At 69.5% G+C, this 23,624-nt stretch carries 24 protein-coding genes; 16 read left to right on the top strand and 8 right to left on the bottom strand.

The genetic code is table 11. The annotated features are described in order from the left end of the window. The first annotated feature begins 129 nt into the window (after positions 1–129). Positions 130–324 (top strand): hypothetical protein, encoded by a 195-nt coding sequence (locus IU459_RS30775; RefSeq protein WP_195133109.1) that lies wholly within the window; start codon positions 130–132, stop codon positions 322–324. A gap of 43 nt (positions 325–367) precedes the next feature. On the opposite strand, the gene IU459_RS30770 is transcribed toward IU459_RS30775, so the two are convergent. After that, on the bottom strand, positions 368–1,822 hold the full coding sequence (locus tag IU459_RS30770; RefSeq protein ID WP_195133108.1) for an NAD-dependent succinate-semialdehyde dehydrogenase: 1,455 nt from the start codon (positions 1,820–1,822) through the stop codon (positions 368–370). 150 nt (positions 1,823–1,972) lie between these two features. On the opposite strand from IU459_RS30770, the gene pgi reads away from it, so the two are divergent. Next, entirely contained in the window at positions 1,973–3,610 is a 1,638-nt protein-coding gene (gene pgi / locus IU459_RS30765) for a glucose-6-phosphate isomerase (RefSeq protein WP_195133107.1), read from the top strand. A gap of 145 nt (positions 3,611–3,755) precedes the next feature. Here the strand turns inward: pgi and IU459_RS30760 are convergent, their stop codons facing one another. Together IU459_RS30760 and IU459_RS30755 are read right to left on the bottom strand one after the other, a co-directional pair. Next, positions 3,756–4,439, bottom strand: coding sequence for a nucleoside/nucleotide kinase family protein (locus tag IU459_RS30760; RefSeq protein WP_195133106.1), 684 nt, complete (start codon positions 4,437–4,439; stop codon positions 3,756–3,758). Between the two features lie 70 nt (positions 4,440–4,509). Continuing rightward, positions 4,510–5,424, bottom strand: a complete 915-nt coding sequence (locus tag IU459_RS30755; protein WP_195133105.1) for a LysR family transcriptional regulator — start codon at positions 5,422–5,424, stop codon at positions 4,510–4,512. 71 nt (positions 5,425–5,495) lie between these two features. On the opposite strand from IU459_RS30755, the gene IU459_RS30750 reads away from it, so the two are divergent. Continuing rightward, complete coding sequence (locus IU459_RS30750; RefSeq protein ID WP_195133104.1) at positions 5,496–5,891, top strand: nuclear transport factor 2 family protein; 396 nt, start codon at positions 5,496–5,498, stop codon at positions 5,889–5,891. A gap of 76 nt (positions 5,892–5,967) precedes the next feature. On the opposite strand, the gene IU459_RS30745 is transcribed toward IU459_RS30750, so the two are convergent. Together IU459_RS30745 and IU459_RS30740 are read right to left on the bottom strand one after the other, a co-directional pair. Further along, positions 5,968–7,587, bottom strand: a complete 1,620-nt coding sequence (locus IU459_RS30745; protein WP_195133103.1) for an acyl-CoA dehydrogenase family protein — start codon at positions 7,585–7,587, stop codon at positions 5,968–5,970. Then, positions 7,574–8,224 (bottom strand): TetR/AcrR family transcriptional regulator, encoded by a 651-nt coding sequence (locus IU459_RS30740; protein WP_195133102.1) that lies wholly within the window; start codon positions 8,222–8,224, stop codon positions 7,574–7,576. Before IU459_RS30740 ends, IU459_RS30745 begins: the two co-directional genes overlap by 14 nt. Positions 8,225–8,277: 53 nt before the next feature. Between IU459_RS30740 and IU459_RS30735 the strand changes: the two genes are divergently transcribed. The 3 genes from IU459_RS30735 (at position 8,278) to IU459_RS30725 (ending at position 11,444) form a co-directional block, all read left to right on the top strand. After that, positions 8,278–9,051 (top strand): crotonase/enoyl-CoA hydratase family protein, encoded by a 774-nt coding sequence (locus IU459_RS30735; protein ID WP_228838756.1) that lies wholly within the window; start codon positions 8,278–8,280, stop codon positions 9,049–9,051. Positions 9,052–9,056: 5 nt separating this feature from the next. Continuing rightward, entirely contained in the window at positions 9,057–10,328 is a 1,272-nt protein-coding gene (locus IU459_RS30730) for a hypothetical protein (RefSeq protein ID WP_195133100.1), read from the top strand. Between the two features lie 390 nt (positions 10,329–10,718). After that, positions 10,719–11,444, top strand: coding sequence for an MspA family porin (locus IU459_RS30725; protein ID WP_195133099.1), 726 nt, complete (start codon positions 10,719–10,721; stop codon positions 11,442–11,444). Between the two features lie 142 nt (positions 11,445–11,586). Here the strand turns inward: IU459_RS30725 and IU459_RS30720 are convergent, their stop codons facing one another. Beyond that, positions 11,587–12,279: a pyridoxamine 5'-phosphate oxidase family protein gene (locus tag IU459_RS30720; RefSeq protein WP_195133098.1), complete on the bottom strand. Its 693-nt coding sequence runs from the start codon at positions 12,277–12,279 to the stop codon at positions 11,587–11,589. An 80-nt stretch (positions 12,280–12,359) separates the two neighbouring features. On the opposite strand from IU459_RS30720, the gene pdxR reads away from it, so the two are divergent. From pdxR to IU459_RS30700, 4 genes are read left to right on the top strand one after another with little or no spacing between them, the layout of a single operon-like run. After that, positions 12,360–13,745 (top strand): MocR-like pyridoxine biosynthesis transcription factor PdxR, encoded by a 1,386-nt coding sequence (gene pdxR / locus IU459_RS30715; protein WP_195133097.1) that lies wholly within the window; start codon positions 12,360–12,362, stop codon positions 13,743–13,745. Next, entirely contained in the window at positions 13,742–13,987 is a 246-nt protein-coding gene (locus tag IU459_RS30710; RefSeq protein ID WP_195133096.1) for a DUF2630 family protein, read from the top strand. Before pdxR ends, IU459_RS30710 begins: the two co-directional genes overlap by 4 nt. An 8-nt stretch (positions 13,988–13,995) precedes the next feature. Continuing rightward, a complete protein-coding gene (locus tag IU459_RS30705; RefSeq protein ID WP_195133095.1) occupies positions 13,996–15,432 on the top strand; it encodes a dihydrolipoyl dehydrogenase family protein in 1,437 nt (478 codons plus the stop codon). A 13-nt stretch (positions 15,433–15,445) separates the two neighbouring features. After that, positions 15,446–16,957 carry a carboxylesterase/lipase family protein gene (locus IU459_RS30700; RefSeq protein ID WP_195133094.1) on the top strand — a complete coding sequence of 504 codons (1,512 nt, stop codon included), beginning with the start codon at positions 15,446–15,448 and terminating at the stop codon, positions 16,955–16,957. Positions 16,958–16,968: 11 nt separating this feature from the next. Here the strand turns inward: IU459_RS30700 and IU459_RS30695 are convergent, their stop codons facing one another. Continuing rightward, positions 16,969–17,838: an Fpg/Nei family DNA glycosylase gene (locus IU459_RS30695; protein ID WP_195133093.1), complete on the bottom strand. Its 870-nt coding sequence runs from the start codon at positions 17,836–17,838 to the stop codon at positions 16,969–16,971. Between the two features lie 300 nt (positions 17,839–18,138). Further along, positions 18,139–18,882: a precorrin-6A synthase (deacetylating) gene (gene cobF / locus IU459_RS30690; protein ID WP_195133092.1), complete on the bottom strand. Its 744-nt coding sequence runs from the start codon at positions 18,880–18,882 to the stop codon at positions 18,139–18,141. Between the two features lie 37 nt (positions 18,883–18,919). Between cobF and IU459_RS30685 the strand changes: the two genes are divergently transcribed. From IU459_RS30685 to IU459_RS30660, 6 genes are all read left to right on the top strand, one after another. Beyond that, complete coding sequence (locus tag IU459_RS30685) at positions 18,920–19,747, top strand: thymidylate synthase (RefSeq protein ID WP_324199093.1); 828 nt, start codon at positions 18,920–18,922, stop codon at positions 19,745–19,747. Beyond that, positions 19,744–20,295 (top strand): dihydrofolate reductase, encoded by a 552-nt coding sequence (locus IU459_RS30680; RefSeq protein ID WP_324199092.1) that lies wholly within the window; start codon positions 19,744–19,746, stop codon positions 20,293–20,295. Before IU459_RS30685 ends, IU459_RS30680 begins: the two co-directional genes overlap by 4 nt. A 357-nt stretch (positions 20,296–20,652) precedes the next feature. Beyond that, positions 20,653–20,979, top strand: a complete 327-nt coding sequence (locus IU459_RS30675) for a cupin domain-containing protein (RefSeq protein WP_195133090.1) — start codon at positions 20,653–20,655, stop codon at positions 20,977–20,979. Between the two features lie 61 nt (positions 20,980–21,040). Next, on the top strand, positions 21,041–22,084 hold the full coding sequence (locus tag IU459_RS30670; RefSeq protein WP_195133089.1) for a Dyp-type peroxidase: 1,044 nt from the start codon (positions 21,041–21,043) through the stop codon (positions 22,082–22,084). Then, entirely contained in the window at positions 22,081–22,881 is an 801-nt protein-coding gene (locus tag IU459_RS30665) for a family 1 encapsulin nanocompartment shell protein (RefSeq protein WP_195133088.1), read from the top strand. The genes IU459_RS30670 and IU459_RS30665 overlap by 4 nt, the downstream gene beginning before the upstream one ends. A 99-nt stretch (positions 22,882–22,980) precedes the next feature. Next, positions 22,981–23,511: a hypothetical protein gene (locus IU459_RS30660; protein ID WP_195133087.1), complete on the top strand. Its 531-nt coding sequence runs from the start codon at positions 22,981–22,983 to the stop codon at positions 23,509–23,511. The last annotated feature ends 113 nt before the right edge of the window (positions 23,512–23,624 follow it).

Here is a 23,624-nt window from a genome sequence, read left to right as displayed (position 1 = left end):
AAGGCCGCCCCGGGTGGGCACACCCCGGGGCGGTCGTTTCATGTCCGGATCCGGTGTGTCTGTCGGGGGTCTGGGATAGGCTTCGCGCGCATTGATCAGCCCGCGGGGCCTGGCGAAGGGGGAATCACGATGAATCTCGAACGACGTGTGACGGCTTTGGAAGGTCGCGTCACCGACATCGAGACCAGCTATGGCGAGATCATGTACGAGACGCATCGCCATGTGCTCGGCTTGGATATCACACTGAGCCGGATGGCCGACAAGCTCGGAGTCAGCCGCGCAACGGACGCGGAGATCGACGCCGCGATCGAGGACCGGAGCTGAAGGGAAACCGCCCGGGTGGCATGCGCTACCCGGGCGGTACGCCTCAGGTGAGGGCGATGTACTTGGTGAACAGGTACTCCTCGATGCCCTCGGTGCCGCCCTCCCTGCCGAAGCCGGACGCCTTGACGCCGCCGAAGGGGGCGGCGGGGTCGGAGATGACGCCGCGATTGACGCCCACCATGCCGGATTCCAGGCCTTCGGCGATCCGGAGCGCACGATCGAGGTCGCGGGTGTAGACGTAGCTGACCAAACCGAATTCGGTGTCGTTGGCCGCGGCGAGGCCCTCCTCCTCGGTCTCGAAGCCGATGATCGGGGCCACCGGGCCGAACACTTCCTCACGCAGAATCCTGGCCTGCGGGGGGACGTCGGCGAGGATGGTGGCCGGGTAGAACCAGCCGGGGCCGCCGGGCGCCTTGCCGCCGATCAGTACCTGTGCGCCCGCCGCGACGGCATCGTCCACCAATTCCCCGACCGTCTGGAGTTGATCCTCGTTGATCAGCGGACCGAGTGTCGTGTCGGGATCGGTGCCCGGCCCGAGCCGCACCTGGCCGGACATCGCCTCGACCAGTTTCGCGGTGAACTCCGCTCGGACGCCGTTCTGCACGTGGAACCGGTTGGCCGCGGTGCACGCCTCGCCGCCGTTGCGCAGTTTGGCCAGCATCGCGCCCTGCACGGCCGCGTCGACGTCGGCGTCGTCGAACACCACGAACGGCGCATTCCCGCCGAGTTCCATGGAGGTGCGCAGCAGCCGGTTCGCGGACTTCTCCACCAGCTTCCTGCCGACCTCGGTGGAGCCGGTGAAGGTCAGCTTGCGCAGCCGGGGATCGTCCAGCAGCGGCTGGGTCACGGCGCTGGAGCGGCTGGTGGTGAGCACCGACAGCACACCGTCGGGCAGACCGGCCTCGCTGCACAACTGGGCCAGCAGCAGCATGGTCAGCGGCGTCGCGGAGGCGGGCTTGACGATCATCGTGCAGCCGGCGGCCAGCGCCGGGCCGATCTTGCGCGTGCCCATGGCCAGCGGGAAGTTCCACGGCGTGATGGCCAGGCAGGGGCCGACCGGTTGCTTGTGCACCATGATCCGCCCGGTGCCGGACGGCGCGTGCAGATAACGCCCGTGCACCCGGACCGCCTCCTCGCTGAACCAGCGGAAGAATTCGGCGCCGTAGCGCACCTCGTTGCGGCTCTCCGGCAGCGCCTTGCCCATCTCCAGAGTCATCAGCAGGGCGAATTCCTCCGCGCGGGCGGTGATCCGCTCGAACACCTTTCGCAGGATCTCGCCCCGCTCGCGCGCCGATGTGGCCGCCCATTCCTGCTGCGCCGCGACGGCGGCGTCGAGGGCGCGCAGCGCGTCCTCCGGCGTCGCGTCCGCGACCTGCGTCAGCACCTCCCCCGTAGCCGGATTGTGCACCGGAAAAGTGCCTGCGCCGGTGGCGTCGACAGGTCCGCCGATCCACAGCCGCGTGGGTACGGAATCGAGAAGTTCACGTTCGGACACCATGCAGCCAGCGTAAGCCCGCGCCGGGCCGGACCGAAGTGAAGCAGCCGCACGGATCGGCACGCGGCGCGATCACCTCCGGTGGCGCTGCCGGACCGACTCTCCGCGGACGTCCCGTGCGCACCGCCGTGGCTGCTTGTAGTCTCGGCGAACGTGAGCAGCGACATCACCGCGACGGCGGCATGGCGGAAACTGCACGATCACCACAGCGCCATCGCCGGACGACACCTCAGGGAGTTCTTCGTCGAGGACCCGGCCCGGGGCAGCGAGCTGACCGTCCAGGTGGGGGACCTGCACATCGACTACAGCAAGCACCGCGTCACCAGGGAAACCCTGCACCTGCTGGTGGAATTGGCGCGGGAAGCGGGCGTGCCGGAGCGCCGGGACGCGATGTATCGCGGCGAGCACATCAACACCTCCGAGGACCGCGCGGTCGGCCACATCGCGCTGCGGCTGCCGAAGGACGAGAGCCAGATCATCGACGGCGTCGACGTGGGCGCCGAGGTGCACGAAGTGCTGCGCCGGATGGGCGAGTTCACCGACGCGGTGCGCGCCGGCGCCTGGCGCGGCGCCACCGGCGAGCGCATCAAGACCGTGGTGAACATCGGCATCGGCGGGTCGGATCTGGGGCCGGTGATGGTGCATCAGGCGCTGCGCCACTACGCCGACGCGGGCATCGGCGCGCGGTTCGTCTCCAACGTCGACCCCGCGGATCTGCTCGCGAAGCTCGACGGCCTGGATCCGGCCGCCACGCTGTTCGTCGTCGCGTCCAAGACGTTCTCCACCCTGGAGACGCTGACCAACGCGACGGCGGCCCGGCGCTGGCTGGTCGCCGCGCTCGGCGAGGACGCTGTCGCCAAGCATTTCGTCGCGGTCTCGACCAACGCGGAGCGGGTGGCGCGGTTCGGCATCGACACCGACAACATGTTCGGCTTCTGGGATTGGGTAGGCGGCCGCTACTCGGTGGCCTCGGCGATCGGGCTCTCGGTGATGGCGACCGTCGGCAAGGAGCGCTTCGCGGAGTTCCTCGCCGGAATGCACACCGTGGACCGGCATTTCGCCACCGCGCCACTGGAGGCGAACGCGCCAGTGCTGCTCGGCCTGCTCGGCGTCTGGTACTCGAATTTCTTCGGCGCGCAGTCGCATGCGGTGCTGCCGTATTCGAATGACCTGGCCCGCTTCCCCGCCTACCTGCAACAGCTGACCATGGAGTCCAACGGCAAGTCGGTGCACGCCGACGGCACCCCGGTCACCACCTCCACCGGCGAGATCTTCTGGGGCGAACCGGGCACCAACGGCCAGCACGCCTTCTACCAACTGCTGCACCAGGGCACCCGGCTCATCCCGGCCGACTTCATCGGTTTCGCGCGCCCCACCGCAGATCTGCCGACGATCGACGGCACCGGCAGCATGCACGACGTGCTGATGAGCAATCTGTTCGCGCAGACCAAGGTGCTCGCCTTCGGCAAGACCGCCGAGGAGATCGCCGCCGAGGGCACCGACCCGAGGCTGGTGCCGCACAAGGTGATGCCGGGCAATCGTCCGTCCACCGCCATTCTGGCGCCGCAGCTCACCCCGTCGGTCGTCGGTCAGCTCATCGCCCTCTACGAGCATCAAGTCTTCGTGGAAGGCGCCATCTGGGGCATCGACAGCTTCGACCAGTGGGGCGTCGAACTCGGCAAGCAGCAGGCGCTCGCGCTGGCCCCGCTGCTCACGGCAGCGGAAGACCCCGAGCCACAGGATGATTCGTCTACGGACACGCTCATCCGCTGGTACCGCGCGAACCGCTGAACCCGGCAACCGGTGACATTGGCCCGCACCGTTCGTAAGTACGCGCGCCGATCACGTCACTGAGCTGGTGGAGTGCGCGGCGTGGCCGAGCGTCACCGCATGTCAGGCGCTGCGGAACGGAGATGCATCGGCGCGCCGGACCGCTTCAGCGCTCGCGGACCGCATAGTCCCCAGCACGCTCGCACAGCACCAGATCGGCGTGTGCGCTCGTCGTGGCGACCAGGTCCGCGTTTCGTAGGTCGCTGTCGCGCACCTTCTTCGCGGCCGAGTCGGGCGTGCGACCGCCGCGAATGTGCCTGCGCAGCAAGCGATCCTCGATCACGTCCCGCGCCGCATCCAGGTACCAGCACTCGTCCAGCAGCGCGCGTACCGCCGACCATCGCCGCGTCTCGGAGTCGTCCAGCAGCAGGTAGTTGCCCTCGGTGATCACGATGGACTGCCGGTCGAACACCACGCCACCGGGTACCGGCGCATCGATGGTCCGATCGAAGGTTGACCAGGCAACGGGGCGGCCGAGCGGTGTACTCCGCAACTGGCTCAGTCCAGCGACGTACCCGTCGACGTCGAATGTGTCCGGCTCGCCTTTGCGCGCAAGACTTCCCCTCGCCCGCAGGACATCGTTGGCCAGGTGGTATCCGTCCATGGGCGCGATTTCGGCGACCGCGCCGCCCGCCTCGGCATTTATCGCGTCCCGCAACCTAACCGACAATGTGGACTTGCCCGCGCCCGGCGGCCCCGCGATGCCGAGCAGATACCGTCCCTCCCCTGCCCGATCCCGCACGCGCCGCACCAGCCAGCTCAACGGCCTCTCGACGAACTCCCCTGCCACCAGCGCCACACTACTGCCGTTCCAGCTGCTACCCGCGTATCGCGGGTCCGCAGACGGATCTGGCGCACGACTACCGAACACGTTGACGTACCTGGGCGGCCAGCACGGCCACGTGGTCGCGCAGCGCTTCGGCGAACGCCTGCCGGAGTGCGGAGGTGCCGCGGTCACGGCGGTGGGCGAGGAAGGTCCGGCGGACCGCGGACGGGTGATCGATGCGGAGAAGCGCGATGGTCGGAGGCACTACGGGAACGGCGATGCCGGGGACCACAGTGACACCGAGCCCCGCGGCGACGAGGCCGAGTTTGGCGAACCAGTCGCGGGCGACGAACGCGATATCCGGTTCCCATCCGGGATCGCGCCAGGCGCCGAGCAGGGTGGTGCCGAGCTCTTGGCTTCCGGTGATCCATCGTTCCTCGCGCAGCATCGCGGGGGTTGCGCTGGTGGCGCCTGCGAGGGCGTGTGTGGGCGCGAGCGCGACGAGCAGCGGGTCGTCGAGCAGAGGTTCGATCTCCACTCCCGGGGGCGGCGCCTCGGGCGCGGTCACAACCGCTACGTCGAGTCGATCCCGGGCGACGGCGGTGAGCAATCGGGGACTCAGCCCCTCCCGCAGCGATATCCGCGCACGCTGGTCGCCGACCAGGGCGGCGATCGCCTGCGGCACGAGGGCGGCCATCGCGGTCGAGAACGCGCCGACCCGTAACCGACCCGGTGGGCGGGCCTGCAGGTGGCGGATATTGTGCCGGGCGTTCTCCAGCTCGCCCAGCACTATCTCGGCGTGCCGCACGATGACACGCCCCGCGTCGGTGGGTTGGACGCCGCGGGCGTGCCGCTCGAACAGCGCGCGCCCGGCCGCTCGCTCCATCAATGCGATCTGCCTCGACACCGCGGACTGTGTGTAGCCGAGGTTCTCCGCGGCCGTCGAGAAAGACCCGGAGATGGCCGCCTCCCGTACTACGCGCAGCCCTACGACTGTGAACTCACTCATGCGGATTACTCATACCAAGCATGTCAGAGTCTCGCTTGTCGCATGAATTTTCTGCCCATAGCGTCGGTGGCATGAGTGAGAACAAGAAGCTGCTCGAGGACATCTTCGAGCAGATGGCCCTCGGCAATACCCGCGCGCTGAGCGACGCCATGGCCGACGACTTCCGCTGGGTGTTCCCCGGCGACTGGTCCTGGAGCGGCACGTGGGAACCGAAAAGCACGGTGCTGGGCCAACTCCTGCGTCCGCTCATGGCCCAGTTCAGCGAATACCGCAGTGCCGCCGACGTGATCGTCGCCGAGGGTGACCGCGTCGTGGTGCAGGCCCGCGCCCACGCCGTGACCACCCGTGGCGAAAGCTACGACCAGACCTACTGCTTCATCTTCCGCGTCGCCGAAGGAAAGCTGCGCGAAGTGGTCGAACACTGTGACACAGCGTTGGTCGAACGCGTGCTGACTCGGCCCTCCTGAGTTGCGAAGCGCTGCTCGACTCAGGACTGGCAAGGTCCACCGATCAGCAGCAGGTCCGCAGCGGGAAAGCGGCGCGTCAGACGAACGCGCGCTCGACGATCGCGCCGGTGTCCACCCCCGTGGGCAGTGTGCCGAACGCAATGCCCCAGTCGTCGCCCAGCCGGGTGGCGCAGAAAGCGTCGGCGACGGCGGGGTGGCCGTGCCGGACCAGTTGCGCCCCCTGCAGAACCAATGCCATCAGCTCCACCACGCGGCGAGCGCGGTATTCGATCTCGTTGAGATCCGACAGCTCCTTGCCGACGCGCGCGATCGCGTCGTCCAGCCGCGGGTTCTCGCCCTTCGCCAGCGACACTTCGTTGAAGTACGCCTCGACGGTCTCCGGCTGACGGCCCATGGCGCGCAGCGCGTCCAGCGCGGCGACGTTGCCCGAGCCTTCCCAGATGGACATCAGCGGCGCCTCGCGATACAGCCGCGGCATGCCGGATTCTTCGGCATATCCGTTGCCGCCCAGGCATTCCAGCGCTTCGGCCGCGTGTGACGGCGCCCGCTTGCAGACCCAGTACTTGGTGATCGCCAACGCGATGCGGCGCAGCGCCGCCTCGGCCGGGTCCTGCGTGGCCCGGTCGGTGGCCCCGGCCAATCGCATCATCACCGTGGTCGCGGCGTCGGATTCGATCACCAGGTCGGCCAGCACGTTGCGCATCGCGGGCTGGTCGATCAGCTCGGCGCCGAAGGCTTTCCGGTGCCGGGCGTGGTGCACCGCGTAGACCGCGCCCGCGCGCATGCCGGTGGCCGAGCCGATCACGCAGTCCAGCCTGGTCATGTTCACCATCTCGATGATGGTCTTGACGCCGGCGCCTTCCTGTCCGACCAGCCAGCCGCCGGCGTTCTCATACTCGATCTCGGAGGAAGCGTTGGACTTGTTGCCCAGCTTGTCCTTGAGCCGCTGAATGCGGATGGGATTGCGGGTGCCGTCCGGCAGCACCCGGGGCAGCAGGAAACAGGACAGGCCACCGGGCGCCTGCGCCAGCGTGAGGAACATGTCGGACATGGGCGCGGAGGTGAACCACTTGTGCCCGACGATCCGGTACGAGCCGTCCGGCTGCGGTGTCGCGGTCGTGGTGTTGGCGCGGACGTCGGAGCCGCCCTGCTTCTCGGTCATCGACATGCCCGCGATGAGTCCGGCCTTGGTGGACGGCTCACGCAGGCCGAACTCGTAGACGCGGGAGCCGAGCAGCGGTTCGTATTTCGCCGCCAGCTCCCGGTTGTGCCGCAATGCGGGCACCACCGCGTAGGTCATCGAGATCGGGCACATGTGGCCCGCGTCGGCCATGCCCCAGGTATAGAACTTCGCCGCGCGCGCCACGTGCGCGCCCGGCCGGTCGTCCAGCCACGGCGCGCCGTGCAGACCGTGCTCGACGGCGACACGCATCAGGTCGTGCCAGTGCGGGTGGAACTCGACCTCGTCGATGCGGTTGCCGTACCGGTCGTGGGTGCGCAGCACCGGCGGGTACTCGTTGGCCAGTCTGCCCCACTCCTGCGCCTCGGCGCCGCCGGCGAGCGCGCCCAGTTCACGCACCTCCGCCTCGGCCCAGCCCGCGCCTTCCCGGTGCAAGCCCTCGATCAGCGCCGGGTTGCGCGCGAAGTCGAACGGCACGATGTCGGGCACCTGGTTGAAGACTTCATGCGTCTGCATCTGACACTCCTGATTCCAGTCGAGCGCCGTCGGCGCCCGGGTTCTCGCGCACGCCCAGCGCGCGTATCGCGAAAGCGATGAGTTCGGGGACGACGAATTCCCCGTGCGGCGCGTCGGCGAGCGGGCCGACGAGCACCTCGCCGATCGCGCCGACCAAGGCCGCTGCGCTGATTCTCGGGTCCTGCGGCGGCAGTTCGCCCCGCGAAACACCCTCGGCCACCGCCGATTCGAATGTCTCGGCGAAGGCGCGCCGGAAGTGCAAGCGTTCGCTGTCGACCATGGCGTCGACCGGCTCAGCGAGCAGCACGTAGGCCAGGTTCGGGTTCTTCAGCGCACGACCGGCGAAGGTCTCCACCGCCGCGGTCACCCGTTCGAGCGCGGTTCCGTGCGCACCGGCGGCGGCCACCGCGGCGACCTCACGGGCGACCACCTTGCGGAAGACCGCGCGCACCAGGACGGACTTGCCGTCGAAGTTCTTGTAGACGGTGCCGGTGGCCACGCCGGCCTCGGCCGCGACCGCGGCCATGGACAGCGCGGCATATCCGCCGCGAGACAGCACCTTGGTCGCGGCTTGCACGATCAGCCCCGCCTGCGCGTCCAGGCGGGCCTGCACGGCGGGGGTTCTGCGGTAGGCCACACAAGAAGTGAAGCACGAATTCATTTCTTCACACAAGGGTGCTTTTACGGCGTATGGTCGACCTCGTGACGGTACTGATCGAACGCAACGGCCCGGTGACAACCGTGATCCTGCACCGCCCCGAGGCACGCAACGCGGTCGACGGGCCGACCGCCGCCGCGCTGGCCGACGCATTCCGCGAGTTCGACGCCGACCCCGACGCGGCGGTCGCCGTGCTGTGGGGCGACGGCGGCACGTTCTGCGCGGGCGCCGACCTGAAGGCACTCGGCACCGAGCGCTCCAACCAGGCCACCGAGGACGGCGACGGCCCGATGGGGCCGACGCGCATGCGGCTGTCCAAGCCGGTGATCGCCGCCGTTTCCGGCTACGCGGTGGCCGGCGGGCTCGAACTGGCGCTGTGGTGCGACCTGCGGGTCGCCGAGCAGAGCAGCACCTTCGGCGTGTTCTGCCGCCGGTGGGGCGTCCCGCTCATCGACGGCGGCACCATCCGGCTGCCACGCATCATCGGCACCGGCCGCGCCATGGACCTCGTGCTCACCGGACGTGCGGTCGGCGCCGAGGAGGCGCTGCAGATAGGTCTGGTGAACCGCGTGGTGCCCACCGGCGAAGCGCGCCGGGCAGCGGAGGAACTCGCCGCGGAACTGGCCGCGCTGCCCCAGACCTGTCTGCGCTCGGATCGGATGTCGCTGCTCGAGCAGGACGGGATGAGCGAGGAGGCCGCGCTGCGCAACGAGTTCCGGCACGGCCTGACGGCGCTGGCGGGCGGCGCTCTGGATGGCGCACAGCGCTTCGCGGCGGGCGCGGGCAGGCACGGCGGTCCCGCCTGACTCCGATGACCCGGCTGAGCGTCGTCGACGAGATCTTTCTGCGCACCCACCGCGGACTGGGCACTCCGATCGCGCTGCAAGGCCTCTGGCGAACGGCCGACCGGGTGGACCACGCCCTGCTGGCGCGAGTGCACGACGCACTGCGCTCCGGGGCTTTGGGACGCAGGGTCGTTCGGGCGCGTGTGCCCGGCGCTCGCCGATCCTGGCAACCGAACGTCCGCGCGTATCCGATCGCTCATGCCAGCGCCTCGCCGGCGCTCGGGTCCGCCGAAGGCATCCTTTCCATCGCCGAACTGCTCGACTGGGCCGACGCGCAAGGCTACGGTCTCGATCCGGAATACGGTCCCGGATGGCGGCTCGCGGCCGCGGCGCTGGACGACGGCGGTTCCCTCGTCGCGCTCACCTGCTCCCACGCGCTGGCCGACGGACGGGCGCTGGCGCTCGCCGTGGACGACGCGTTGGGCGGCGAGCCCGCCCCGAGGTTGAACGCCGCTGCGCGGGAATCGGATTGGCGCGACGCCTGGCACCAATGGGCGACTGTCCTGCGCGGCACCGCCGCGGCGTTGCGGCACGGCATACCGCGCCAGCCATCCGCCCCGCTCCGGGACGAAAGGCCGCGCAGCGCCCACGGAACGATGACCCACAGCGCGATCCTGCAATGTTCGGCCGCGGAATGGGATCGCGCTGCCGCAGGACAGGGCGGCACGCCCAACAGCCTGTTCATCCATCTCGTCGCGACCATGCTGTGGAACAGCGGTTTTCCCGCCGAGACGATCGAGGCCAGTCTTCCCGTCGACACCCGCGCCGAGCCACGTGTGGACAACGACCTCGCCATGACCCAGATCGCGATCGGCCGAGCCGACAGCCCCGCGACCATCCGCGCACTGGCCCGTTCGGCCTACGAACACCGCATGTCCGCGCCGGGCGGCATGCCCGAAGAGCTGCTCCAGGTAATTCCGGATCGCTGGGCCTACGCCCTGTCCAAGGGCGCGGGCGAGCGAGACATCCTGTGCTCCAATATCGGAACGCTGCCCGCCTCGCTGCGCACGCTCGGCCCGCATCGCTGCACCGGCGTCGCCGCCCGCGCCATCCATCCCGGCCTGACCGCCGCGCGACTGCCGCGCACCAGGCTCTCCGGCTACCTGTGCCGCGTAGCCGACGACTACGTGCTGAGTCTGGTGAGCCTGGACCCGGATCGCATCGCATCCGCAGCGGCGCTACGCGAGCTGGCCTTGCGCACCGCGGCCTCGGCCGGGCTGCGGGCGCGCGCGTGGTGAGTTCTCGGCCAGCGGTTCGGATACGAGCTTCCACAACGGAGCCGAGACGGTCCCTACGACTACCGCGATGATCTCGACCGCATCTGGCTGATGACGCAGAACCGTGCGGAAATGCCTACGCGGCCGACAATTCGGACGAAATGAAGCCGAAACTCGAGCCGGAACAGTACACGGCTTGCTACGGTGCACAGTCCTGCCCGCGATGCCGACGCGGACCGAACACCGGTCGCGTCGGTCGACTCGCCGCGCCGTGCCCAATTGTCCGCGCCTGAGCTGCACCTACCGGTAGAGTTTCGGCCGCACACGCCGAGAAGAGTCCGCGGCGATCACTGGTGTGCGATTCCGTTTGCGTCCGAAGTTCCGTTTCGACAGCTACTCGACTGGAGCATGATGAACCGCAAGCATTCGCGTACTCTGGCCGCGATCATCGCGGTGACGCTTACCACCATCGGTGCTGTGACCGCGGCGGACGCGGAGCCGGGGGAGGTAGGCACCGGTGGCTTGCACCTGATCGCGTCGGTGGATGCCAATCATGTCCTGCCCACCGGAGGCGCTCTGACAATGGGAGTCCCGTTCGCGCACGCGGCCAAGGTGTCCGGAGATTTCTCGGTCGTCTCCGACGGACCCGCATCGCTGCGTGAGGGGCAGATCGTCGCCGGATATCTGATCGGCTGCGCGGTAGACATTTCCGACGGCATCTCGGTATCCATCGCCGCGGCCGCGGGTGCCGGCGTCGACTTCACCCCCGGAATCGCAATCGAGTTCGGTGGGATCGACTTCGGGGGGTTCAACGAGTTCGGGATGCTCGAGGAACTTCCAGTCATTGTCGCTCCCACCGTCGCCCTCGGTGCGGACACCACGTTCGGTGTCAACGGGGAACTGGGCGGTGAGATCACGGTGAATCTTCTCCCGGGCAGTGTGACCGCGGCGGTGATCGCCGAGGCGGACCTGGACGACGAGTCGACGTTCCCGTTCACCTTCGCGCACAGCAATACCCCGCTGAATGTCAACGGATGTCTCTCCCCGGCATCGGCCATGCCATTCATCACCGCCCGTGTCCAGGCCACCAACGGCATCGCGCAAACGACGGGATACGGCCCCCACTTCGTGTTCTGAACCGACCCGGCACCGGCACGCGCTCGTGGCATCGGGATCCTCCGCATGACCATCCCGATAATGGGCGTGCGAAGAACTGAGCGGCGCCGCGAACTGCTCGGAGGACTGCGTGAGGTCTTGCAGCCTCGGGGCTGCTCGCCGGTCAGCGGATCGGAACCAGGCTCGATTCGCACCGCCGGAGGACATCGCCCGGGACGGCGATGTCCGGCGCCAGATCCTCCGAGCCGATCGGCGCTTCCCACACCTGGCGAAGCGGAAGCACACCGGCCCACACACCGCCCGCCTCGATATCCGCCGCGTCGTCGATGGGGCCGCCTGCGCGGACCTTCACGGACGCTTCGGTGAGATCGAGGGCGAGCACTTTGGTCGCGGCGAGTTCCTTCTTGTTCGGCGGGCGCACGCGCGACCACGCGCCCGGCGCGGCGTGTTCGACGATGACGCGCAGTCCGTGCAGGCATTCGTCGTAGCCGGTCACCTCGACGGCGCGTCCGAGCACGACGGCGGAGCGGTAGTTCATCGAGAAGTGCATGGCCGAACGCGCGTAGACCACGCCGTCGACCAGGGTCACCGCCACCGAGATGTCGTGGGCGATCGCCGCGCGCAGGCTGCCTGCGCCGGTCGAGCCGTGTATGTAGAGGGTGTCGCCGTCGCGGCCGTAGATGGTCGGCAGCACGACCGGCGTACCGCCGAGCAGGACACCCAGGTGGCAGACCAGCCCGGCGTCGAGCACCGTGTCCAGGTCGGCGCGATCGGTGCGCACCCGGTCCTTGTACCGGGTCGGTGTGCTGCGAGGTGTCGGCGAGAGAGGGGTCCGTGAGCTGGCTGATTCGGTCATGAACCAAGCATCGGAGCAGAAATGGCATTATCAAAGTGCCAATTCAACAGAATTCCGGCAGTCCATTCCGAGGAGGAACCGTGCTGGACGACCTTCCTCTCGAGCTGGATCGGGACCTGCCGGAACCGCTGTCGGTGCAGATCGCCGACCGGCTACGGCATGCCGCGACCAACGGACGATTGCGTGGTGGCGACCGGCTGCCGTCCACCCGCGCGCTGGCCGATCGTCTTCGCGTCAGCCGCACAGTGGTGGCAGCCGCCTACGACCAACTGCACGCGGAAGGCTGGATCAGCGGCAAGCGTGGTTCCGGCACGTATCTGACGACCGCCCCGGCCGCGGCGCCCGCGCCCGCTGCCGCGTCCCACCACACGGACGTCGCATCAGACCTGTTCGACCTCGCCCCGGGCGCTCCATGTATCGAGGCCATCGATCCGGCCGCGTGGCGCCGCGCCTGGCGGGCCGCCGCCGACCACCCGCCGCTGGTACGCAAAGACCGCGCGGGTGAACCGGAATTCCGTACGGCGGTCACCGAACACCTGCTGCGTCACCGCGGGCTCGGCGCGGGCAGCGCCACCACATTGCTGGCTACTGCCGGAACCAGTTCAGCCGTTGGCGAATTGGCGGCGGCCCTGCTGCGTCCCGGCGATGCCGTCGCCATGGAAGACCCGGGTTATCAGCGGGCCGCCGGCGCGTTCGCGGCCGCAGCGATCGATGTGCTGCCCGTTCCGGTGGACGCGCACGGCCTGCGCGTCGATCTGTTGCCGCCGGGGATCAAGGCGGTGTATTGCACTCCGGCACACCAGTTTCCGCTCGGCGCACGGATGCCGGCGGCCCGCAGGGTCGAGCTGATCGAGCACGCGCGACGGACCGGGATCGTCGTCATCGAGGACGACTACGACGGTGAACTGCGCTACGACACCGCGCCGCTGCCTTTGCTCGCCACCATGGCTCCCGATGTCGTCGTCCACTTGGGCACGACGAGCAAGATCCTGTCCCCCGGCTTCGGCGTCGGCTGGCTGCTGGCCGCACCGGAGATCGCCGAGGCCGTGCTCGCCCACCGGGAGCGCACCGGCACCGGCCCGAGCCCGGCGGGTCAGCAGGTGCTGGTGGCCTTGGCCGCGCACGGCGATCTGGCCAGGCACCTGCGTAGATTGCGCCGCGCCGTGCCGCCACGGCGCGCGCTGGTGGTGACGGAGCTGCGCAGGCGCGGGCTCGACGTGATCGGAGACGACGCCGGTTCGCATGTCGTCGTTCCGGTGGACTCGGCCGACGCCGAAGAGCGCGTTATCGCGACCGGGCAGCGTCGCGGCGTCGCGCTCGACGGGTTGGCCAGGCATCATCTCGGCTCCCGCCGCGATCACTTCGGCGTCGCCCTCGGCTACACCGCGCTGTCCTGGCCGGATCTGGTGACCGCCGTCCCGATCGCCGCCGAGTGCCTGGCCCGGCCCGTAGCATTGTCCGCATGAGCGAACAGGACATCTTGGCGCGCATCAAGAAGCTGGTCGACCAGGAGCATGAGCTGCGCTCGCAGGCCACCCGGGGCGAGTTGGACCCGAAGACCGAACGCCAGCGCTTGGCCGAACTCGAAGTGATGCTGGATCAGGCGTGGGACCTGCTGCGGCACCGCAGGGCGCGGCTCGGGCTCGGCGAGTCCGCGGATGCCGTCCAGCCCAATTCCGTCTCGCAGGTCGAGGGTTACCTGCAGTAGCCACGACCATGTCCAGTACAACGACGGAATACGACGTCATCGTGATCGGTGGCGGTCCGGCGGGCGAGAACGCCGCCGCCTATGCCACCGCGGGCAGTGACCGCACGGCCGCCATCGTGGAACGCGAACTCGTCGGCGGCGAATGTTCCTATTGGGCCTGTGTCCCGAGCAAGGCCCTGCTGCGGCCAGGGCATGTGCTGGCGGCCGCGCGGGCGATGCCCGGTGTCGCGGCGAACGGCCCGGACGTCGAGGCGGTCCTGCGACGACGCGACGCGTTCGTGCACGACCACGACGACTCCGCGCAGGTCGACTGGGCGAAGGACAACCGGATCGACGTCGTGCGCGGCACCGGGAGCCTGGCCGGGGAGCGCCTGGTCGACGTCGACGGACGGCGGCTGCGCGCCAGGCACGCCGTGGTGCTGGCCACCGGCACCATCGCCAATGTCCCCGACGTGCCCGGCCTGCGCGCCGCGCTGCCCTGGACCTCCCGCGACGTCACCAACCTGCACGAGATCCCGCGCAGGGTCGCCGTCATCGGCGGTGGCGTGGTGGCCTGCGAGGCGGCGACCTGGCTGGCCGCGCTCGGCGCCGAGGTCACCGTGCTGGTGCGCGGCTCGGCGTTGCTGGCCGCGGCGGAACCGTTCGCCGGCGAGCGAGTGGCCGCGGCACTGACCGCAGCGGGCGCGCGAGTGCGGTTCGGCACCGAGCCCACCGCCGTCGAGCGCCAGGTGGCGAAGGACACCGGCGAAGGGTGGATACACGGCGATCCGGTCACGCTGCGGTTGCGCGGCCCGGACGGCGAATCGACCCTAGAAGTGGACGAACTCGTGGTGGCCGCCGGACGCGCGCCCGCCACCGAGCGGCTGGGCCTGGCCGCGGTCGGACTGCCCGGCGGTTATGTGGCGGTCGACGACCATCTCACCGTCCGTGGCGTCGACGGCGGGTGGTTGTACGCGATCGGCGACGTCAACCACCGCGCGCTGCTCACACATATGGGCAAGTACCAGGGCAGGGTGTGCGGTGACGTGATCGCGGCGCGTGCCGAGGGCAAGCCGCTGGATGACGGGCGGTTCGTCGCGAGTTCCGACCACGGCAAGGTGCCGCAGGTGGTGTTCACCGCGCCGGAGGTCGCCTCCGTCGGCCTGACCGAAGCCGCGGCCCTGGACGCGGGCCACGCGGTCGAGACTGTCGAACTCGACATCGCGGTGGCCGGTTCGGCGCTGTCCCGCGACGACTACGCCGGGCGCGCCAAGCTGGTGATCGACCGGGCCGCCGACACCCTGCTCGGTGCCACCTTCGTCGGTCCCGATATGGGCGAGCAACTGCATGCGGCCACCATCGCGGTGGTCGGCGGGGTGCCGCTGACGCGTCTCTGGCACGCGGTGCCCGCTTTTCCCGCGGTCAGTGAGTTCTGGCTGCGCCTGTTGGAGGCGCGGCGCGCATAGCTACCATCGGTGGATGGTGGCATCAACGGATATCGCGACCGCCGACGGAGTCGTCCGCGGCCGCCGTGGCCGCCGCGTATTCCGCTGGCGGTCCATTCCCTACGCTGCTCCTCCGGTGGGCGACTTGCGATTTCGCGCCCCGCGGCCGGTGCAGCCGTGGTCCGGCGTGCGTTCGGCAACGGAGTTCACCTCCGCCGCGATGCAGCATCGCTCCGGGGCCAGGATCGGACCGCGCGCCTACCAGCCGACCAGCGAGGACGCGCTGACACTGAATGTCACCGCACCCGCGACGCCGGCCACGCGTCCGCGACCCGTGCTGGTCTTCATCCACGGTGGCGGCTACCTGATCGGCACCTCCGCGCTGACGCTGTATTCCGGTGCGCGGCTCGCGGTGCGCGGCGACGCGGTCGTGGTGTCGATGAACTATCGGCTCGGCGCGTTCGGCTATGTCGATTTCAGCGAGTTCGGCACGCCGGGGCAGCCGTTCGACACGAACCTGGGCTTGCGCGACCAGGTCGCCGCACTGGAGTGGGTGCGCACCAATATCGCGGCTTTCGGTGGCGATCCCGGCAATGTGACGATCTTCGGCGAGTCGGCCGGCGCGCACGCCGTGCTCGGACTCATGGCCGCTCCGGCGGCGAAAGGGCTTTTCCACCGGGCCATTTCGCAGAGCCCGCCCGCCGACTGGGCGGTGACGGCCGAGGAGGCTCGCGCCTTCGCCCGCCGCTGCGTGGCGGCGCTGGGCGCCACACCCGAGAACGCGGGCGCCGCATTGCGCACCGCGGGCGCCAACGACATCCGGCGCGCGGTCGATCGCACTCTGAACCAGTTGCTGCGCGAACAACCCGGCGTCTTCCCCGCCTGTCCCGTCGTGGACGGCGACTTCCTGCCGCAGTCTCCCATCGACGCGATCGTCGCGGGCAGCGCCCAGCGGGTGCCTTTGATCATCGGCACGAACCGGGACGAAGGAACGCTGTTCGCCAGGTTCGCCGATGAGCTGCCCACCACACCCGGGCGGCTGCGCGCCGCGCTCGCCCGCTCCGGCGAGGGCGCCGAATCCAGGATCGCCGCAGCGTATCCCGGCTACCCGCAGCCGAGGGCCGCGGTACGCGCGGGCGGCGATTTCACCTTCTGGCGTCCCTCCCTGACCGTCATGGAAGGCCACAGCAGGCACGCCCCGACCTACGCCTACCGCTACGACTTCGCCCCGCGCGCATTGCATCTGGCCGGGCTCGGCGCCACGCACGCCACCGACCTCATTCCGGTCTTCGGCGCCGCCGACTCCCCGTTCGGCCGAGCGCTGACCGCCGCGGGCGGTCGACGCGGGCTGCGGGCGGTCACCGAGCAGTTCCAGGACAACTGGCTCGCCTTCGCCCGCACCGGCGCCCCGCTGCCCTCTTGGCCCGCCTATACCGAGGCACGCAGATCGACGCTGATCATCGATTACCCGACGCGTGTGGAACACGATCCGGACCAGGCGAAAAGGCTCGCCTGGCAAGGCGTTCGGGTGCCGACGCTGACCTGAGCCCGCGGACGCTACTTCAGCAGCCGGGACATCCGCCGGTCGGCGAGCACCTTGCCGCCGGTCTGGCAGGTCGCGCAGTACTGGAAGGATCGCTCGGCGTAGGAGACCTCGCGGACGTTGTCGCCGCAGACCGGGCAGGGCAGCCCGGTGCGGGCGTGCACCCGCATGCCGGAACGCTTCTCGCCCTTGAGGCGGGCGGCGTCCTGGCCGACCGACCGCCGCACCGCGTCGGTGAGCACCTCGCGCATCGCGGCGTACAACTCGGCCAGCTTGTCGGCGGGCAGGGTCTTCGTGTTCGCGAACGGTGAGATCCGCGCGGCGTGCAGGATCTCGTCGGAGTAGGCGTTGCCGACGCCGGCCAGCAACGCCTGGTCGACGAGCGCGGTCTTGATCCGCTGCGAGGTGCCGTGCAGGATCTCGGCGAACTGCGCTTCGGTGACCTCCAGCGCGTCGGGGCCCAGACGCGCGATGCCGGGCACCATCTTGGGATCTTCCACCACGTACACCGCGAGCCGCTTCTTCGTGCCCGCCTCGGTGAGATCGAACGCGGGCGTCGCCCCCTCCGGCGTGAAGAAATGCACCCGCAGCGCGAGCGGGCTCTTGCCGCCCGGCTTCGGCGGCGCCGGGCTCGGTTCGTCGATCCAGCGCAGCCACCCGCCCCGCGACAGATGCGTGATCAGCCACAGCCCGTCGCATGCCATGCCTAGGAACTTGCCCCAGCGCCCCGCGCCGGTCACGTCCCGGCCGGAGAGGGCCGTCACCGGCGGCTCGAACGTCTTCACCGCACTCAACGCAGCCACGTCGACACGCCCGACCACCGCGCCGACCGCATGCTCCCGGAGGAACTGCGCCAACGCCTCCACTTCGGGTAGCTCGGGCACGCGCTCCAGAGTACCCAGCCGCACCGACCACCTGGCGGCTGATCGACGGGAGTCGAATGGCGGCTTGATCACTCCCCCCAGCCACCATTCGACTCCCGTCGATGTTCCGAGGTCAACGCGCAACCACAGCCGGTCGACTGAGCTGGGACCGGAGGTGCGCGCACGACTGCGGAAGGTAAGCCGGGTACGGCACCCAGCGCGCCCAGCACTGCCCGGTACATACCGCGCCCAGCACTGTCAAGTACATACACGGAGCGCCGATTGGCCTGGGTAGGACGACCAAAGGTGTCTTTACGACGCTCAGCCGCCACGGCGTAGGAGGTAGATGTCCATGATCCAGCCCTTGCGGTCGCGCAGCTCGGCACGGCGGCGGACGATCTCGTCCCGCACCGCGGGCAGCGGGCCCTCGATCAACGTCTCGTCCGGCATGCCGAGATACGCGCCCCACCAGATGTGCACGTCCTCGTCGGTGATCGCGGTGAACGAGCAATCGCCGTCCAGCATCACCAGCGCGTTCTCGGCGGCGAGCCCTTCCTCGCGCAGGCGGCGGCCGGTGGTGATGCGCAGCGGTTCCCCGATTCCGTGCAGCACGATGCGATGACGTGCGGCCAGCGCCTGCGCGCTCGTGATGCCGGGAATCACCTCGTAATCGAAGCGCGCCACGCCGCGCGCGAGCACCCGCTCGATCATCCGCAGGGTGCTGTCGTACAGCGAGGGGTCACCCCAGACCAGGATGCCGCCGACCCCGTCGACCTCGGCGAAGGCCGATTCCAGCAGCGCCGACCTGCGGTCGTGCCAGTCCTCGACGACCTCCAGGTAGTCGGCAGGCGTGCGGTCGCGCGGCGGATCGGCGATCGGCACGATCCGGTACGGCCGGTCCAGCTGGGCGTCCAGGATCGCGGTCCGCACGTCGACCAGCTCCCGCTTGGCCTCGCCCTTCCCGATCACGAAGAACACCTCGACCTGCCGCATCGCTTCGACCGCCTGCAGGGTGACCTGGCCGGGATCTCCGGCGCCGATGCCGATCACGTAGAGCTTGCGCATGCGGGCGAGCTTGCCAGGAGGACTAGAGTTGCCAGGCGTGGCCCCTGACGCGCTCGATCCGGCTTCCACCCCCGACACCCAGTACGAGGACCTGCTGCGGCTGGTGCTCACGTCCGGCACGCACAAGGCCGACCGGACCGGGACCGGAACCCGCAGCGTCTTCGGTCATCAGCTGCGCTACGACCTCTCCGCCGGGTTCCCGCTGGTCACCACGAAGAAAGTGCATCTGAAGTCGATCGTCTACGAGCTGCTGTGGTTCCTGCGCGGCGACTCCAACATCGGCTGGCTGCACGAGCACGGCGTCTCCATCTGGGACGAATGGGCCGACGCCCACGGCGAGCTCGGCCCGGTCTACGGCGTGCAATGGCGGTCCTGGCCGACGCCGGACGGCACCCACATCGACCAGATCTCCCAGGTGCTGCAGACCCTGCGCACCGACCCGGATTCCCGGCGCATCATCGTGTCCGCGTGGAACGTGGCCGAGCTGGACAAGATGGCGCTGGCTCCCTGCCACGCGTTCTTCCAGTTCTACGTGGCAGGCGGCAGGCTGTCCTGCCAGCTGTACCAGCGCAGCGCCGACCTGTTCCTCGGCGTCCCGTTCAATATCGCCAGCTACGCGCTGCTCACCCACATGGTCGCGCAGCAGACCGAGCTCACGCCCGGTGATCTCATCTGGACCGGCGGCGACTGTCACATCTACGACAATCACTCCGAGCAGGTCACCGAGCAGCTGACCCGCGACCCCTATCCGTTCCCCACGCTGCGGCTGCGCCCCGCGCCGACGCTGTTCGACTACCGCTACGAGGACGTGGAAGTGGTCGGCTACCAGCATCACCCGGCCATCAAGGCCCCGGTGGCCGTGTGAGCGGTGAACCGGCCACACAGCGCGCCGAACGACCGGCGGTCGTGACCCGCACGATCGGGCTGATCTGGGCGCAGACGCTGGACGGGGTGATCGGCTACCACAACACCATCCCCTGGCGCCTACCCGAGGACATGGCGCACTTCAAGCAGGTCACCTGGGGTCATCCCGTGGTGATGGGCAGGCGGACCTGGGATTCCCTGCCGCCCCGGTTCCGCCCGCTCGACGGCCGCCGCAATATCGTGGTGACCAGGCAGCCCGACTGGTCGGCGGAAGGCGCCGAACGCGTCGCGTCGGTGCCCGAGGCGCTGGCCCGCTGCGGGTCCGGCCCGGTGTGGGTCGCCGGTGGCGGTGAGATCTACCGCGCCGCACTGGATTTCGCAACCGAACTGTGCGTCACGGAAATCGACACCGCGGTCGATGGCGACGCCTACGCACCTGCGATCGGGCCGGAATGGAAGCCCGATGAACCGGAGCCCTGGCGTACCTCGAGCACGGGACTGCGCTTTCGCATCCGTCACTACACCCGTGTGGACTCGGCTGCCGAATAGGCGCGTCCACAGCCGACACGCCCAGCCGGGTCACTGCTTCGGCAGGCCGCAACCGGCGCCGCCGAACCAGAGTGGCCACTGCCGCACGCCCGCCGAGCCGACACCGTCCCCGAATCACGGGGCCGACGACATCCGCTCACCGTCCTTTGCCGAATGGAGTCAGGACGATGGGCAGCCGGGCGCGTAGGCCGGCGTGCAACACACCGCGCGGCGACGGTCCCCGTCAAACCGGACGCGCGCCGCGGCGGTGTCGGGCATACTCACCGATATGCGGCGGCCGGACGTTTGTCCGTCCGAGCGCCTTGAGCCGTTGCCATCAGCCCGGCATCGGCTGTGGTGATCTGCGAAAGGCGGTCCATGGACAAGAAATCGCTGACTGCGGTCGCGCGCCAACAACTGAAGTTGGCTGCCACCGCCACGAGCGGACGCAGTTCACAAACCATCTACGGCGGTCATACGCATGCTCTGCGGCAAACCGTGGTCGGCTTGACGGCCGGTCAGAGCCTGGCCGAGCACGACAACTACGGCGAGGCCACCCTGCTGGTGCTCAGCGGAACGCTGACGCTGATCAGCGGCGCCAACGAATGGAAGGGCTCGGCGGGCGACCTGATCGTGGTGCCCAGGGCCCGGCACAGCGTCAAGGCGGTCGACGACGTCGCGTTCCTGTTGACGGTAGCCAAGTAGTCGCCACGCGCGGGTGGGCCAGCCCGGCGGCGGTGCCGGTCGAGCACTAGTGTGTTCGATCATGGGTGAGCCGCAGCCGATCCTCGAACCGCTCACACCGGCCGCCATCTTCCTGGTCGCCACGATCGACGAGGGTGGCGAAGCGACGGTGCGCGATCTGCTCGCCGACATCAACGGCCTGCGCCGTTCGGTGGGCTTCCGCCTTCCCGGCGCGGGTCTCAGCTGCGTCACGTCGATCGGCTCCGCCGCCTGGGACCGGCTCTTCGCCGGGCCGAAACCCGCTGAGCTGCATGAGTTCCCCGGTTTCGCCGGCGAGCGCCACACCGCGCCCGCGACACCGGGTGACCTGCTGTTCCACCTCCGGGCCCAGGTGCAGGACGCCTGTTTCGAGCTGGCCATGGCCATTGCCGACCGACTCGCGGGCGCGGCGACCATCGTGGACGAGACCGTCGGCTTCCGCTACTTCGAGCAGCGCGACCTGCTCGGCTTCGTGGACGGCACCGAGAACCCCGAAGGGCGCGCCGCGGCCGCCGCGGCGCTGGTCGGCGACGAGGACCCGGAGTTCGCCGGCGGCAGCTACGTGACCGTGCAGAAGTACACGCATCCGCTGGCGGACTGGCGCGCCCTGTCGGTCGAGGAGCAGGAGCGCGTGATCGGCCGCACCAAGCTGGAAGACTTCGAACTGTCCGAGGAGGACCAGCCCGCCGACTCGCACGTCGCGGTCAACACGCTGATCGATCCGGACGGCACCGAACGGCAGATCCTGCGCGGCAACATGCCGTTCGGCAGCGTGCGCGACGGTGAGTTCGGCACCTACTACATCGCCTACGCGGCCACGCCGAGCGTCATCGAACGCATGCTCACCCGCATGTTCCTCGGCACCGACGAGGCCGCCTACGACCGCATCCTGGATTTCTCCGTCGCGGTCACCGGCACCTCGTTCTTCGCCCCTACCGTCGATTTCCTCGAGGATCTGCCACCCGCGCCGTGGGAGACCGCGGAAGCGGCGGTGTCCCTCGACGGCGCCGGTCCGTCCGGCGCCGCCACGCTTGCGGGGGACGGCTCACTCGGCATCGGCACGTTGAAAAGGAGCACCCGGCCATGAACAACCTCCATCGCGAACTCGCGCCGATCACCTCCGAGGCGTGGGCGGCCATCGAGGAGGAGGCGACGCGCACGTTCAAACGGCACATCGCCGGCCGCCGCGTAGTCGACCTGTCCGGCCCGCACGGCACCGAGTACTCCGGCGTGAGCACCGGGCACACCACCGCGATCGAGGCGCCCGCCGAAGGCGTGCACGCCCGCCGGCGGGTGGTCCTGCCGCTGGTCGAACTGCGGGTGCCGTTCACCCTCTCCCGCGAGGAACTCGACAACGTCGAGCGCGGCGCCAAGGACACCGATCTCGACCCCGTGAAGGACGCCGCGAAGAAGATCGCCTTCGCCGAGGACCGCGCGATCTTCGAGGGGTACCCGGCCGCGCACATCATCGGCATCCGGGCCAGTTCCTCCAACCAGGCGATCACGGTGCCCAGCGACCCCCGGCAGGTGCCGGAGGCGATCGCCCAGGCGCTGAGCGCATTGCGGCTGGCCGGTGTAGACGGACCGTACTCGGTGCTGCTCAGCGCCGACCTGTACACCGCGGTCAGCGAGACCTCCGATCACGGCCATCCGATCCGCACCCACATCGAACGGCTGATCCCGGAGGGCGAGATCATCTGGGCGCCCGCCATCACCGGCGCGATCGTGCTCACCACCCGCGGCGGCGACTTCGATCTGCGCATCGGACAGGACCTGTCCATCGGCTACCTGGCGCACGACGCCACGTCGGTCCAGCTGTACTTCCAGCAGAGCCTGACGTTCCTGGTGTACACCGCGGAAGCGGCGGTCGCGCTGACCGTGTGAAGCGGCGCCTGGGGCGGCCACAAGTGGGAATCACCAGATGTGGCCCGGCGCCCCTGGCGGTAGCGTGTGCCGGAAATGCACCACAGGCAGGTAGATGAGATGACAACGGTGCGGGCGGGTGTGGTCCCGACACAGCGGGCGGCGCTCTACAGCGTGCTCGGCATCCTGGCGACCGTGACGATCTGCGGCTCGTTCGTCGTCGCGTTCGGCGTGCACCGCGTGTTCACCGGACTGCTGGCCGGCGCGGTCGTCGGGGTCGCGGTGCTGGCCGCGCTGTTCACCAGGGACGCGGTCGTGCTCACCGACCATGCCATCTACCGGCGCACACCATGGACCGTCTCCAGCATCTCCTGGGATCGGGTGGTGGCCGGTCGCTTCACCCTGGACGAACGCGCCCGCTGGTCGCTGGCTTTGGACCTGTCCGGTGGCGACGAACCACACGGCGAGCTGGTCCTGCTGTCCATACCGCCGGTGGTCCGCCCAGTCGCGGGCGCCTACGACATGCGCAAACGCGATCAGGTCACGGAGATCCGGGCGATCCTGCGACGTAAGCGGATTCCGGTCACCGTACTTCCGCAGATCGCGGGCGCGTTGCACGAGCACTGGCAGATCGCGCCGCCGACGCACTGAGGTCCGTGGGCGAGGGGAGTCCGGACGCACGCCGAAGGCCACCGCCGCGACCACGCCACCCCGACGTTCATAGCCGCGCGGGTGGATTGATCGCATCCGAGACGCCATGCCTG

This window comes from Nocardia amamiensis (assembly GCF_015477605.1).
Lineage (GTDB): Bacteria > Actinomycetota > Actinomycetes > Mycobacteriales > Mycobacteriaceae > Nocardia > Nocardia amamiensis_A.
The sequence above is the reverse complement of the archived record's forward strand: the minus strand, read 5'-3'. Positions and strand labels throughout refer to the sequence as shown.